General features: G+C 45.0%; 10 protein-coding genes. 1 reads left to right on the top strand and 9 read right to left on the bottom strand.

The window, feature by feature from the left end:
- Positions 1 to 16: 16 nt before the first annotated feature.
- The 6 genes from accD to fabB form a co-directional block, all read right to left on the bottom strand.
- Positions 17 to 943: an acetyl-CoA carboxylase, carboxyltransferase subunit beta gene (gene accD, locus MSG36_RS04155; protein ID WP_017062348.1), complete on the bottom strand. Its 927-nt coding sequence runs from the start codon at positions 941 to 943 to the stop codon at positions 17 to 19.
- Positions 944 to 1,119: 176 nt separating this feature from the next.
- On the bottom strand, positions 1,120 to 1,914 hold the full coding sequence (gene truA / locus MSG36_RS04160; RefSeq protein WP_004734161.1) for a tRNA pseudouridine(38-40) synthase TruA: 795 nt from the start codon (positions 1,912 to 1,914) through the stop codon (positions 1,120 to 1,122).
- Between the two features lie 194 nt (positions 1,915 to 2,108).
- Positions 2,109 to 7,031: a FimV/HubP family polar landmark protein gene (locus MSG36_RS04165; RefSeq protein ID WP_248366482.1), complete on the bottom strand. Its 4,923-nt coding sequence runs from the start codon at positions 7,029 to 7,031 to the stop codon at positions 2,109 to 2,111.
- 207 nt (positions 7,032 to 7,238) lie between these two features.
- On the bottom strand, positions 7,239 to 8,252 hold the full coding sequence (locus MSG36_RS04170) for an aspartate-semialdehyde dehydrogenase (RefSeq protein ID WP_017062350.1): 1,014 nt from the start codon (positions 8,250 to 8,252) through the stop codon (positions 7,239 to 7,241).
- A 12-nt stretch (positions 8,253 to 8,264) separates the two neighbouring features.
- The gene (locus MSG36_RS04175) at positions 8,265 to 9,398 is read right to left on the bottom strand and encodes a 4-phosphoerythronate dehydrogenase (RefSeq protein WP_248366484.1); all 1,134 of its coding nucleotides are present in this window, start codon (positions 9,396 to 9,398) and stop codon (positions 8,265 to 8,267) included.
- A gap of 485 nt (positions 9,399 to 9,883) precedes the next feature.
- Complete coding sequence (gene fabB, locus MSG36_RS04180; protein ID WP_017062353.1) at positions 9,884 to 11,095, bottom strand: beta-ketoacyl-ACP synthase I; 1,212 nt, start codon at positions 11,093 to 11,095, stop codon at positions 9,884 to 9,886.
- Positions 11,096 to 11,151: 56 nt separating this feature from the next.
- On the opposite strand from fabB, the gene mnmC reads away from it, so the two are divergent.
- Positions 11,152 to 13,302 (top strand): bifunctional tRNA (5-methylaminomethyl-2-thiouridine)(34)-methyltransferase MnmD/FAD-dependent 5-carboxymethylaminomethyl-2-thiouridine(34) oxidoreductase MnmC, encoded by a 2,151-nt coding sequence (gene mnmC, locus MSG36_RS04185; protein ID WP_248366486.1) that lies wholly within the window; start codon positions 11,152 to 11,154, stop codon positions 13,300 to 13,302.
- A gap of 118 nt (positions 13,303 to 13,420) precedes the next feature.
- Here the strand turns inward: mnmC and MSG36_RS04190 are convergent, their stop codons facing one another.
- The 3 genes from MSG36_RS04190 to MSG36_RS04200 all read right to left on the bottom strand — a co-directional run bounded on the left by MSG36_RS04190 (position 13,421) and on the right by MSG36_RS04200 (position 14,922).
- Positions 13,421 to 13,942 carry an NADPH-dependent FMN reductase gene (locus tag MSG36_RS04190; RefSeq protein WP_061038778.1) on the bottom strand — a complete coding sequence of 174 codons (522 nt, stop codon included), beginning with the start codon at positions 13,940 to 13,942 and terminating at the stop codon, positions 13,421 to 13,423.
- 176 nt (positions 13,943 to 14,118) lie between these two features.
- The gene (locus MSG36_RS04195; protein WP_017063425.1) at positions 14,119 to 14,382 is read right to left on the bottom strand and encodes a YfcL family protein; all 264 of its coding nucleotides are present in this window, start codon (positions 14,380 to 14,382) and stop codon (positions 14,119 to 14,121) included.
- 9 nt (positions 14,383 to 14,391) lie between these two features.
- Positions 14,392 to 14,922, bottom strand: a complete 531-nt coding sequence (locus MSG36_RS04200) for an elongation factor P hydroxylase (protein ID WP_050643038.1) — start codon at positions 14,920 to 14,922, stop codon at positions 14,392 to 14,394.
- Positions 14,923 to 15,104 lie beyond the last annotated feature (182 nt).

Here is a 15,104-nt window from a genome sequence, read left to right on the forward strand (position 1 = left end):
TTTGTTAGAAGGTACTTTACCCTTTTTCTGGCGCTTCTGGTACTTCATAAGTAGCTTCATTCGGTGAATCGTTCACAGAAACTACTAATGGTGAAGGCTGGTTGGTCATTTTAGCAACAAGGCTTGCAACGCGCTGACGCATCTCACGACGGTCAACGATCATGTCGATAGCACCGTGGTCTAGTAGGAACTCACTGCGTTGGAAACCTTCAGGAAGGTCTTCACGTACCGTTTGTTCGATTACACGACGTCCAGCAAAACCGATCAGTGCTTTTGGCTCACCAATGTTGATATCGCCAAGCATTGCCAAACTTGCAGAAACACCACCCATTGTTGGATCAGTCATGACTGAAACAAACGGTAGGCCTTTCGCAGACAAACGCTCAAGCGCAGCACTGGTTTTCGCCATTTGCATTAGAGACATCAATGCCTCTTGCATACGAGCACCACCACTTGCAGAGAAACACACTAAACCACAGTTGTTCTCGATAGCAGCATCTACCGCTTTCACGAAACGAGCACCAACAACAGAACCCATTGAGCCGCCCATGAATGAGAATTCAAAAGCACACGCTACGATAGGTAAACCCAATAGTTCGCCTTTCATTGCAACTAATGCGTCTGTTTCACCACTGTTCTTTTGAGCAGCAGAGATACGTTCTTTGTAACGCTTAGAGTCTTTAAACTTCAGCTTGTCTTGTGGCTCAAGATCAGCACCTAGTTCAACACGCTCACCTTTGTCTAGGAATGTATCCAGACGGCGACGTGCTTTCATGCGCATGTGATGGTCACATTTTGGACATACTTCTAGGTTACGCTCTAGTTCAGCATGGTACAGAACCTGCTCACAAGAAGTACATTTAGTCCAAACACCCTCAGGGATAGACGCTTTACGAGATGTTACGATGTTGCTTTTTTCTAAAATCTTTTCAAGCCAACTCATGGAAGACCTTTTTGTTTCGATTCTTCCGCTTGATTGCGAAAGAAATAAATTTGGGAATTATGCGTGGGAATTAAAGCACATAAAACAGCGACTGTAGATAAAAAACTGGTTGTACCTATTTTCTGGGACTATCTTACGCACTAAACCGTAATAATTTTTGAACCTAAGTCTCACATTTAGTTCAAATTATCCGGTAAAAATAGAGGACCAATTGGCTCTCGTGGTAGCTCAAAATGTTCAGGATAATCAACATCCACCAGATACAAACCTTCCGCTTTTGCAGTTGCGCCGGCTACTTTTCGATCTTTAGCTTCTAAAAGCCACTGGATCCACTCTGGTTTCTGCTCACCTTTACCTACGGCAATAAGGCTACCAGTAATATTCCTCACCATGTGGTGAACAAACGCATTCGCTTTAATATCGATCACAATGTAGTGTCCATGACGAGTCACGTTCAAGTGAATCATGTTTCTCCATGGGCTACGAGATTGACAGTGTGTTGCCCTAAACGAAGTGAAGTCATTCTCACCAAGTAAGTATTGACCCGCTTCATGCATTTTTTTCTCATCAAGATGACCATGATAATGGCTCACCCCTGAATTCAAAATACCTGGGCGTAGTGCATGGTTAAAGATAATGTAGCGATAACGGCGAGCTGTTGCCGAGAAACGAGCATGGAAATCCTCATTCACTTCTGTCGCCCAACGAACCGCAATATCTTTTGGCATGTTAGCATTCGCGCCCATTGTCCATGCCACCATTTTACGATCAACATTAGTTTCAAAGTGAACGACTTGTCCCGTACCGTGAACACCGGCATCTGTACGACCTGCGCACATAACTTCTACAGGGTGATTCGCGACAACTGAAAGAGCCTTTTCCAATTCTTCTTGGACACTTTTCACGTCTCGTTGGCGCTGCCAACCAAAGTAGTGGGTACCGTTATATTCAATACCTAAAGCAATTTTCATGTTCTTGTTCTCTTTGAAAATGGGCGAGAAGTATATACGGAAATCAGTGCTAGCCCAAATAGGATGGGGCTAAAACTTCAATAAACAATCAGCGTCGACTGATACGGTGCTTTTGAAAAACCAAATCAAACAATAGTGCTCTGTATCGCCTTAAAATAAAGGGTAGCCAACGCTACCCTTTCTGATTTGTTAATTTATCGACCGTTTAGCGTATCGATAAGATTTTTGGCCTCTCGACGAATATCATCGCTGCCGTCAACGATTGCCTCTTCTAGAAGCTTAATTGCCCCTTGCGAGTCACTCATCTCGATGTAGATTTTGGCCAAATCAAGCTTACCTGCAGCTTCTGCATTGCTGTCGACATCATAATTGCCAATATCACCGATAACATCAGGGAATTCGTTTAGACCAACATCCAGTTTAAGCTCTTCATCGTCTGGATTAATGACTTCTTCACCTTCTTGCTCGACTTGAGCCATCAGTTCATCAATCGTCATGTACTGCTTATCACGACTGTTGCCTGATTCGGTTAGGTTGTCTTGTTGAGCCCAATTCTCTTCTTTGATTTTCGGTTCAGCTTGCTGCTCAGCCGATGCCCAAATCTCTTGTTGGTCATCAGGCACATCATTATGCATGCTCGATTGTTGTTCTGGCGCTAGGTTAAAGCCTTTCCAGTCTTCGCCGCCAACTTCAAGCATGGCGTCAATATCTAGCCCTGCGCTATCAATAGAAGTTGCGTCCAATGGCTTATCGAACATGTTGTCGACAGAGTCTTGAACATCTTCAGAAAGCAACTCAGCTAATGCTGTCTCATCAAAGTCATCAAAGCCTTCTAGTGGTTCGTCTTGAAGCGCTGTTGGCGTTGAGTTTGGTTCTGAAGCCGCGCTCAGTGATTGTTCTGGCTGTGCAAAACCAGCCGGCTCAGAGTCTTGTGCATTCGAGAAATCATCAGCCTGACTGTAGCTCTGAGGATTTGAGAACAGATCATGCAACGCATCTTGCTCTTCTCCTTGTGGACTGAAAGAAGTCAGTGGTGTTGGCTTCTCTGCAAACGCATCAGAGATCGCTTCGTCTTCACCGTATTCCGGTAAATCAAACTCATCAAACTCTACGCCTTGGTCTTCCGCCACCGGCTCAGCATTGCTTTGCTCAATATCATCTAAAACAGAATCCGCTTTTGCGCTTTCTTCATCGTACTCAGGAAGATCAAGATCATCGAACTCGAACTTCTCGGTGTCAGGCGCTAAGTCTTGCTCTAACTGCGCTTCATCAGGCTCACTCACCACTTCTGCTAACGCGTCTTCTTCACCAAACTCTGGGAGTTCGAAGTCATCAAACGAGAACTCTTCTTCGCTTTCTGGTTTCGCAGTTTCAGCCTGTGGTGCAGCATCTAGTTGAGGCTCAGCGGTTGGTTGCGATTCAACAGTTGGTTGAGAATCAATAGCAGGCGTTACTGGTTCTGGTGTTGATTCAGCATCAGCTTCCGCTAGTGCGTCTTCTTCGCCAAACTCAGGTAACTCGAAATCATCAAACGAAAACTCTTCGTCGCCTTGCCCTTGAGCTGTAACTTGGGCTTCAGTTTGAGGTTCAACACTTGGTTGAGCATCAATAGCTGGCAATACTGATTCTGTTGTTGATTCAGCATCAGCTTCCGCTAGTGCATCTTCTTCACTAAACTCTGGTAGTTCAAAGTCATCAAACGAGAATTCTTCTTCGCCTTCTTGTCCTAGAACTTCAGCTTGTTCTGCTACTTCCGCTTGTGGTGTAGCTTCAACTTGCGGTTCAGCGACAGGTGTCACTAGCTCTGGTGTTACGTCAGTTTCCGCTAATGCTTCTGGTTCAGACGCCTCATCTTCAATCAGCCAATCATCGTCTTGTGGCACACCAAATTCATTCGGAATGATCTCTGGCATGTTTGCAGCACGAACTGGCTCTGGCTCTGGCTCTGGCTCTGGCTCTGGCTCTGGCTCTGGCTCTGGCTCTGGCTCTGGCTCTGGCTCTGGCAAGGATTCAACGACATCTTCAAGCTGATCGCTACCTTGGATTTTCGGTTCAAAGTCAAAATCAGAGGTAACGTTCGCTGGCGACTCTACATCGTCGATGGCTTCAGCTAACCAGTCTTCAACCGTCTCTTCTTCATCTTCAGAGATATCATTTAAAGAGGATGGCGAAGTTTGTTCTTCAAAGCTAGCAGCAATGTCTTCGCCTTCACGCTGCTCTTGGACGTCGGCTTCTTTCGGCTCTGGCTCTGATTCTTGTTGTGCGGTCTCTTCTTGAACTCGCTCTTCAAAATCTGGTTTATCAAAATCAGAATTCTCAGATAACAGCGAGTCGATATCCAATTCATCATCTTCCACCGATGATGCAGTTTCTTGCGCTGATACTTCGTTGCTATTTGAAAGAGACGCTTGCTCTGGTTCAACCGTATTTTCAATTGATGGTTCAACAGGCTTTTCTATTGCTGGCAACAAATCATTGTCATCAGAAGTCATCAACTCATCAATCAACGCTTCGTCTGTTGTTTCTAGCGACTCATCAAGCAAAGCATCCGTTGCCGGTGCGACACCAAACAAATCATCGATAAAACCATCACGATTAAAGGCTTCATCATTTTCTGGCTTAATGTCAGAACTTTCTTGAGTCATTTCAGAATCTAACGATTCATCAGTAACGACTTCAGGTTGTGGTGTTTCACTAATGTCCGATGCTTGCTCAGGCTCAACTTCGGATGTTTCAAAGGTTAACGGAGTAAGCTCAACGTCTGAGTCCTTTTCAGGCTCATCGTTAGCGTTGTCAAAACCAAAGGCTGCGTCTAGCTCTTTATCAAACGTCTTATCTTCAGATTCAAGCACGTCTTCAATGCCACTTGTCAGTAAGTCATCAAACGGGTCTAGAGATTCTGATTTTGGGGCATCTTCTGAAAGCTCATCATCTGACAATTCACTATCAAGGAAATCATCCAGTAAGTCGGTACTTTCGGCATCAAGTTCGAAATCATCATCGTCAGAATCACCTATCAATTCATCCAAGGTTTCCGTGCTGTCTTCTGCGATGTTTATGTCATCATCGGTCGATAAACCAGAGAGCTCTTCCAGTTCAGACAGAGAATCAAAGCCTAAAGGCTCACTTTCAGACTCATCACCCGATTCGTCTTCCAACATTTCATCAAGAAGGTCGGTCGAGTTACTTAGATCAACGTCATCTCCTGCCAATTGCTCATCAAGCAGGTCAACGCTGTCTTGAGGTTCTTCATCTACGATTGGCTTATCGAACTGAGACAGAATGTTTTCGATATCATCATCAGACGCCAAACCACTGTTTAGGTTAGTGGCAATCTCATCGTCGCTATCGAGGTTGAAAGGGTCATTCGCTTGATCGTTCTGAGCGGCAACTTGGGCAAAGATGTCATCAATATCATCATTCGCTGTTGGTGACGCAGGCTCAGGCTCAGGCTCAGGAGACTGTTGTTCAGAGATTAGAGCATCAATATCAAAGTCGTCATTACTCAAATCAGCAGGCTTGGTCTCACTTTGTTGCTCAGAGATAAGCGCATCGATGTCAAAATCATCGCTTGCTGGTGTTTCAGTGCTAGAAGGCGAATCACTTTGCTCTTCCGAAATCAGAGCATCAATATCGAAGCTATCATCATCTTCGTCATCAAGAGCAAACAGATCATCTAATAAAGATTGGTCTAGCTCGTTGGAACCGAGATCTTCAGTTTCAGACTCTTGAGATAGTAAAGCTTCAATGTCATCCGCAGACATTGCGTTATCATCAGAAAGGTCGAAGTCGACATCATCAGTATCGACGGCACTTTCCGCTGTTTTATCGAGCGCACGCTCCATCTCTTCAAGGCCAAGCGCTTTCTCTTCACCATTAACACTAATGCCGTTGCTGCTGTCTAAATCTAGATCGTCGAAGTTGGTGTCTAAATCACCGTTTTCGCCAATACTGGCGAACGGGTCATCGTCTTCACCATCTAGATTAAAATCGAGATCAGATTCATCTAAGCCGGCAAAGACATCGTCTTCCTCAGCTAGCGCTTGATCGTCAAACAACTTGTTGGCGTCATCTTCCGTACCAAACAAGTCATCGTCTAAAGACAGCTCGTTAAGGTCATCCATCTCGTCGCCCAATGTAATAGGCGCAACGGTGCTTGGTTCTGGCTGAATCGGTTGCTCTTGAGCAGTTTGCTGTTGCTCATCATTTTTAGAACGACGGCCTAACAGCATCACAACGATCAAACCAATTAGCAGGCCTGGAATAATCGCCAGAGCCGCTACTAACCAACCATTCGATAACAGTTCGTCCATGGCACTTGGTGCCATTTTTTCAATTTCGGCGTTCTTTCTGCGCTCTTCATCAAGCAGTTTTTCCACTTCGCTACGAATGCGATCTTCATCGCTGAGCTCAGTTTTTAGCTCATCAACTTCCGATTGAACATTCGATAACATCAAACGAAGTTGGTGGTTTTTCTCTTCAAGTGACAGGAGTTCAGTTTCTGAAAGCTCTAGCTGCTTCTCTAACTTGTTCATCTCTTGGGTTGGAGCAGATGGAGCTATAGATGATTGAGTTGGAGACAATGGCTTTTTAGCGGTTTCAGTAGTGCTTACTTGCTTAGCAGGAGCAACATTTTTTGCATCAGAACTCGGCGCTTTGGGTTTTGAAGCGACAGGCTTACTTGCAGGAGCATCAAGCTTAGCAAGATGTGAGTTCATGATGTTGATAGCTTGCTGCGTCGAGCTTGCACGTGCTTGCTCTAAAGAAGGCACTCGTAAATTACTGGCAGGCAGCAGGCTATGGATATTCTGGTTTTCAAACGCTTGTGGGTTTAAGCGATAAATAGCCAACAGAGTTTGTTGGACTGACACGGAGTTATCAGGGCGTAACTTTGAAGCAATAGACCACAATGTTTCTGAGCCGCGAGTTGGACCATAGAAACGTGAAGGCTCAGCGCTATTCGATTGCGCTCTTTGAAGTGGTTCTGAAAACGTAGGCGCTGATTGTATCTGGCCATTAGGCCCTACAACTCGAATGGAATCTGCACGAACAACAGAAATCTGAGTCGCAATGATAAAGGCAAAAGGCATTAACCACGGCTTGAAAATTTGAAACATAAAAGGCTCAGCTAGGTGCTTAAATTCGGAAAAGTGATGATCTATTAAATATATCGGATAAATGACGTAAAACTATAGAGATGAAAACAAAAAATGTGTTGCAGCAACAATATTCGCAGCAATTTCACACAATTTGACTAACAATATTTTTAATCGATTAAAAAAGCCCCACTAAAGAGTGAGGCTTGTTTATCAAAGCAATAAAGCTTAGAAGTAATCGCGAATCAGAACTTCAGCGATTTGAACTGCGTTTGTTGCTGCGCCTTTACGAACGTTATCAGCGACAACCCACATGTTCACGCCGCTGTGATGGCTGATGTCGTTACGAATACGACCAACCATTACGTGGTCTTTACCACCTGCATCACGAACTTGAGTTGGGAAGTCTAGCGCTTGGAATACTTCAACACCTTCTGTGTTCTCTAGAAGCTGAACCACTTGCTCTGCACCGATTGGTGCGCGAGTTTCAATGTGTAGAGATTCTGCGTGACCGTAGAATACTGGTACACGAACACAAGTCGGGTTCACTGTGATTGAAGAGTCAGCAAAGATTTTTTGAGTTTCCCAAACCATCTTCATCTCTTCACGCGTGTAGCCGTTCTCGGTAAATTCATCGATTTGAGGAATACAGTTGAAGGCGATCTGTTGTGAGAACGCTGAATTTTCAGCTGGCATACCGTTAAGAAGCTTAGCCGTTTGACCCGCTAGCTCATCGATACCTGGCTTACCTGCACCAGACACAGATTGGTAAGTTGAAACGTTAATACGCTCAAGGCCCACTTCATCGTGAATTGGTTTCAGAGCTACTACCATTTGGATAGTAGAACAGTTAGGGTTCGCGATGATGTTACGGTTACGGAACTCAGCAATTGCTTCAGGGTTCACTTCAGGCACAACCAGAGGAACATCGTATTCGTAACGGAAACGTGATGTGTTATCGATAACAACAACACCTTCATCAGCCGCAATTGGAGCCCAACGCTCTGAAAGCTCGCTACCTGCAGAGAAAAACGCAATATGTACTTGAGACCAATCGAAGTCTTCTACGTTTTGTACTTGTATTGTTTTGCCGTTAAAACGGGAAGTTTTGCCTTCACTACGTTCACTTGCTAGTAAGTGCATTTCACCGACAGGGAATTTACGCTCTTTAAGTACTTCAAGAATGGTTTCACCAACCGCACCAGTCGCACCTAAAATAGCAATATTAAATTCTTGGCTCATTGTTTCTCTCTTTTATAAAGTTGGCTTTACCATAAAACCGAGTTTAGATAACGGCGTTAAATTACAAGATTCGTCGCCCGTTAACTCGACTGCACTGTACTCTCTGCGGTCCCAATATTCTTTACGCATCTTGTCAAAAGAACCCGGCGTAGCGATATTGCGACGGAATAAGGCGTCGTCTTTGCGCACATCATAGATCAACTGAGTCAAATTGTGCAGTGTTGCTTCATCCCAAGCTCTATCTAATTTCATTTGAGGTACAGGCGCTGTCGGCAATAAGTCACTTGCATACGCACGCTGTTCAGTACCTAAAAACTCACAATAACTGTTGAAGATCATCGTGGTACCACGCGCTTTACCCTCTAAACCGTAGCCCGCTACGTGAGGCGTTACAAAAGCGAGTAACGGAAGAAGCTCAAAGTCGACTTCAGGTTCAAACTCAAACACATCAAGCACTGCAGTAAAACCATCGGCTTTTTGCAGGCGAGCTTTTAGCGCTTGGTTATCAACCACAGGACCTCGAGCTGCATTAATCAGGATTTGGTCAGCACGTAAGTTGTTCAGCACTTGCTCATTGATCAAGTGATGCGTTGGAAACTCACCCGTCTTAGTGATCGGTGTATGCAATGTAATAACGTCTGATTGCTCAAGCAGAGTCTCTAGCTCAGTAAATTCGCGAGTATCACCTTCTTGCTGTTTTAGAGGATCGTTCAGCAGAACTTTGATACCAATGCCTTCTAGGCACTTCGCTAAGTAACTGCCCACTTGACCACAGCCGATAATACCAACCGTTTTATCAAAAACAGAGAAGCCTTGTTGCTGCGCAAGCACCATCATCGCACTGAACGCGTACTCAGCAACACCCACCTTGTTACAGCCAGGCGCCGCAGTAAAGAAAATGCCACGCTCTTTCATCAATTCTTGGTCAACGTGATCCATACCAGCCGTCGCAGTACCGACAAACTTCAGCTTATTGGCTTTGCTGATCAATGACTCGTTTACCTTGGTAACAGAGCGAATCATCAATGCGTCTACGTCAACTAGGTCGTCAGCTGTTAATGTGCGACCAGACTTCATTCTCACTTCCCCTAGCTGGCTAAAAAGCGCTTCAGCGTAAGGCATATTTTCGTCGATTAAGATTTTCATTTGGCGAGTACTTTTGTTGGGGTCTATCGACCTAAATGTGAATTGAAATGATTGTGCAAAATTCCACACACGGTGTCGAGTAGCAATTGGAATACATTATAAATAAAGGGCCGAATCACCTAACCTTGGTAGACAAGAACCGAAACCAAAGTGAACACCCAAGATCGAAAGGCTAAAACGAAAAATGCCCGATTGAATAAACAATCGGGCAAACATCCAGAACAAAAGGATCCTATCTCGCTCTCCAGGAGACAGAGTCTTGCGTCTGTTCAACCAGTACTAACCAAGGTCAGGACTGGTCAAGCTCTGGAAACCTTTCAATTTCTAAACCCAGATTTAAAAACTATGTTTGAAAAACACGTTTACCAACCTACGTCTAAAAACTTTGTTCTGATGGTCATTATTACTGGGTGACCTGTGCGTGTTGAATCGGCACTAGCGCAACCCTTTAACGATTAACCTTGTCTCTGTAACTCAAGCTTAAGTTAAGCTTGGTACTTTTTGATTACTAGCGTTGCGTTCGTACCGCCGAAACCAAAGCTGTTAGACATAACCGTTGTTAGCTCTTGATCACGAGCTTCAGTTACGATGTCTAGGCCAGCAGCAGCTTCGTCTAGGTTAGAAACGTTAATGCTTGGAGCGATAAAGCCGTTGTCTAGCATTAGCGTTGAGTAAATTGCTTCGTGTACGCCAGCAGCGCCTAAAGCGTGACCTGTCATCGCTTTAGTTGCAGAAATTGCTGGGCTGTTGCCACCAAATACTTCTTGAATAGCGCCTAGCTCTTTCACGTCGCCAACTGGAGTTGAAGTACCGTGAGTGTTCACGTAGTCAACGCCATCAACGTTTTGCATTGCCATCTTCATACAACGAACCGCGCCTTCACCAGAAGGAGCAACCATGTCGTAGCCATCTGAAGTTGCGCCGTAACCTACGATCTCGCCGTAAATTTTCGCGCCACGAGCAACGGCGTGCTCAAGCTCTTCGATAACTAGCATGCCGCCGCCACCAGAGATAACGAAACCGTCACGGTCTGCATCGTAGGTACGAGAAGCCAGTTCTGGCGTGTCGTTGTACTTAGTAGAAAGTGCACCCATTGCGTCGAACATCATAGTCAGAGACCAATCCAGTTCTTCACCGCCACCAGCGAATACAACGTCTTGCTTACCAAGTTGGATAAGCTCCATTGCGTGACCAATACAGTGTGCAGATGTCGCACATGCAGAGCTCATAGAGTAGTTCACACCACGGATTTTGAAAGGAGTTGCTAGACAAGCAGAAACCGTAGAAGCCATTGTTCGTGGAACCATGTATGGACCAACGCGCTTCACGCCTTTCTCACGGATGATGTCTACCGCGTTTACTTGGTTTAGAGATGAAGCACCACCTGAACCCGCAACGATACCCGTGCGGTCATTAGATACTTGATCTTCAGTTAAACCAGAATCAGCAATTGCTTGCTCCATTGAAAGATAAGCGAATGCCGCTGCATCACCCATAAAGCGCATTTTTTTGCGATCGATATGGTCAGCAGGGTTCATTTTTAGGTTACCCCATACTTGAGAGCGCAAGCCATTTTCCTTGAACTGCTCTGAAGCGGTAATACCAGATTTACCCTCTTTCAGTGATGCTAAAACTTCTTCGACGTTGTTACCGATACTTGAAACAATACCCATACCGGTGATTACGACTCGTTTCATGTGACATTCCTATAATTCTAAATTCAGCTAGATGATAACTAAGAAGCCTAACAAAAGTGGTCAGCTTTCCTAGAAATTCGTACAATCCCTACCAACATATCGCTTCAAATCACAAAATGATAGATTTTATGACTTCAATTACTAATGCAGAACTGGAATGGAATGAGTCTGGCACGCCAGTTTCAGACCAATTTGACGACGTTTACTTCTCCAATGTTAACGGTTTAGAAGAAACTCGCTACGTCTTTTTAAAGCAAAACCACCTTCCAGAGCGTTGGCTTGAACATGAACAACGCCGCTTTGTGATTGCTGAAACCGGCTTTGGCACAGGTTTGAACTTTCTTGCCGTTTGGCAATGGTTCGATGCTTTTCTTAAAGATAACCCACAAGCGATGACCAAAGAGTTACATTTCATCAGTTTTGAAAAATATCCTTTAAATAAAGAGGATCTCATCAAAGCACACCAATCGTGGCCAGAATTAGCCGAGTATGCGACGCAACTCCAAGAACACTACCCTATCGCTCTACCTGAGTGTCACCGCATTGTGCTGGGCGACGGCGCAATCACGCTTGATTTGTGGTTTGGCGATATTAAAGATTGTATGCCTAACGTACCAACCCCACGTGAAGGCTTGGTTGATGCTTGGTTCTTAGATGGTTTTGCTCCGAGCAAGAACCCAGAGATGTGGAATCAAAACCTATTCAACGGCATGGCCAAGCTCGCTAAGCAAGATTGTAGTTGCGCCACTTTCACCGCTGCTGGCTTTGTTCGCCGTGGCTTAATTGAAGCTGGCTTTGAAATGAAAAAGGTTAAAGGCTTTGGTACTAAGCGAGAAATGATTGCCGGCCGACTTGGCGAAAAGCACGCTCATACCAACATCAAACCTTGGTATGGCCTTTCTAAACCCAGTGAATCACAAGACATTGCGATCATTGGTGGTGGCGTCGCCAGTGCTGCATTAGCCAAAACGCTAAGCCGTCGTGGTAAAAACATCACCCTTTATTGTGAACACCCACAAGCTGCGGGCAATGCCTCGGGTAACAACCAAGGAGCGATTTACCCGTTATTGAGTGAAGCGACCTCGAACGTGTCTCGCGTGTTTGGCCCAGGATTACTGTTTGCTCGTCAATTTATTAATCAAGCGGCTCAGTCTATCCAATTTGATCACAGCTGGTGTGGCGTGAACATCTTGATGTGGGATCAAGGCTCCACTAAAAAGCTCAACCGCATGTTGGAAGGCAACTTCCACACCGACCTAATTCAACGTTTATCACCAGAGCAAGCCAACGAAAAAATTGGCTTACCGGTCGATAAAGAGAGTGTTTACTTTCCGTTGGGCGGCTGGCTAAGCCCTCTTCAGCTTACTCAAGGCTTGATTGGCAAGTTAGAAGAGAGCAACCAAGTGAGCGCACACTATCAACATCAAGTAACGCAACTTGAATGGTTAGAAGCAGAGCAGCAATGGTTACTGACGATTGAGACACCTCAAGGTGAGGTTCAAACCAAGCACGACCAAGTGGTTGTCGCGAATGGACACAAGTTCACTCAGTTTGAACAAACTCAGCCGGTACCACTGACTCCGGTTAAAGGCCAAGTGAGCCATATTCCGACCACGGAAAATCTCAGCCAGCTAAAAACCGTGTTGTGCTTTGATGGCTACCTGACGCCACAGAATCCAAACAATGGTCATCACTGTATTGGTGCTAACTACGACAAAACCAATATCGATCAAGAATTTGATATTGAGGTTCAGCAGCACAATGGCGAGCGCCTACATGGGTCACTACCAGACCAAGCGTGGACAAAAGATGTCGATACCAGTGACAACTTAGCGCGCCAAGGTATCCGAAGCGTAAGCCGTGACCACCTTCCGTTTGTCGGAAACGTTGGTGACTTTGAAGCCATTAAGGAACAGTATCAAGATCTGCACAATTTCAACCCGCAGCGTGACTCGGTTGAGGATGTTCAAACGGTAACAAGCTTCCCTAATCTTTATTGCTTTATCGGACTGGGTTCGCGTGGTTTAAGCTCTGCACCATTATTAGCTGAAGTATTAGCATCACAGATCTGTGGCGATCCGCTGCCCTTGCCTGTTGATGTGCTTGAGGCGATTCACCCAAGTCGAATGTGGGTACGCAGACTGCGTAAAGGTAAGGCATTAACGGCTGGATGGGTTGCTGACAAGCACTCTAAATCAAAGCCGTAGTTTCTAGTTCAGCTATTCTGAACATCTGAAATATCTGAAACTAAAAAGCTAAAAAGCCCGAACGACATTATGTCGCTCGGGCTTTTTGTTGTTCGTGTTGCTCTAAACGAAGTAGTATTTACAGCTTAGCAACCGCGTCTTTAATCTGTAGAGCGATCTCTTCGTTGCTGATAGAGCCAGACTCAAAATCAAAGTTATCGTAGAAGCTTGGTACTGAAACTGACGCTTGCACGTTGCCACCGAAGTAAGGTGCAGAACCTGATGCTGCGCCCAGTACCGTTTGTGCGCCGCCAGGGCCCGGTGAAGTTGCTAGGTAAACCGCCGGCTTCTCACCAAATACTGAACGCTCAATGCGTGTCGCCCAATCAAATAGGTTTTTATACGCTGCTGGGTAGTGACCATTGTGTTCTGCGAACGAGATAACAAACGCATCAGCTTCAGCTAGGTCGCGCAAGAACGCTTGAGCGCCTTCCGCTTGGCCAATCTCTTTTTCAGTGTCTTCACTGAACATAGGAACATTGTAATCGTTGATGTCTAGGACTTTAACTTCAGCACCTTCAATCAAGTTTGCTGCGTAAGTTGCTAGTGTTTTGTTGATTGAGGTAGAACTTGTGCTTGCGCCAAATGCGATAACTTTCATGATGTGACCTTTTCTGTAATTCCGTTAAGTGGGATTAGAATAACGTAGTAAGAAAATGGAACCATCACAAGAAATGAACGGACTCATTCAAAAATTTCGAACGAGTCTCAAATAAACCAGTTCGCTCAGCAAAATGGAAAGGAAAGGACTGAGCGGATAGTATCAATGCATCGAGATTAAGCTTGGTTTTGTAGCTCAACCCAAAGGTCATTAACGATAGTGCGGTCTGCTGGTGTTAGTTCAGAGCGAGCGTCGTCTAGGCTCTGTTCAATACGAGCTTTTACTTCTGCCACATCTTCAATGCCTTCTTCTTCACATGAAGCCACAGAAAGAGAAATATGACCACGTAAGTAACCACCAGCAAACAGTTCATCGTCTGATGCGTTTTCAATGCGAGCATCAATTACTTCAAGTAGTTTTTCTTCAAATTCGATAATCATAATATTCTCTTATTTCACAATAAATTGGCTAGTACATAAAGGTTCTACATCGTAAAAGCTGCGTAATGCTTCAGAGAGCATTTTCACGCGAGGCGGAAGACCAGCTTCAAAGATACCCATGACTTCACTGTGTACTTTATTCATAAAGGCCAAACGATCTGGCTCAAAATCGCCGTGTAGATTGTCACAGCTGACATTAAAAGGAAAGCCCGCACTCATCGCAATGATCCATTCATACGCTTGTGGGCGAATTTCTACTTTTTCAAACTCAGCTTGAACCGCCTCAGTTCGACCATCAGGTTCATACCAATAGCCAAAATCTTCCAACAAACGACGTTCAGGTCCCGCGACACACCAGTGTGCTATTTCGTGAAGGGCAGACGCATAAAAGCCGCGAGCAAATACGATACGGTGGTGAGAAATCTGTTCATCAGCTGGCAGGTAAATAGGCTCGTCTGCACCCAATTCGAGCTTGGTATTGTAACTCTCGAAAAAGGTTTGATTGAAAATATCGATGATGTCTGGGTATTGGTGCGTCATAAAATCAAATTTAAGTAAAAATAACTGGGGCATTTTGCGTTTTTTTCAGCGCTCGGTAAAGCCCTATCACAAGCAATGGCATTGGGTTGACCACAATACTTTACCGTGACAATCGATTGCAGCTCCCAGATTACACTACTTTGAGGTGAATGATTAGTTTAGCTAATCTGAAATGCCTATTC

The sequence above is a fragment of the Vibrio sp. 1CM8B genome (assembly GCF_023161685.1).
GTDB classification, from domain to species: Bacteria; Pseudomonadota; Gammaproteobacteria; order Enterobacterales; family Vibrionaceae; genus Vibrio; species Vibrio coralliirubri.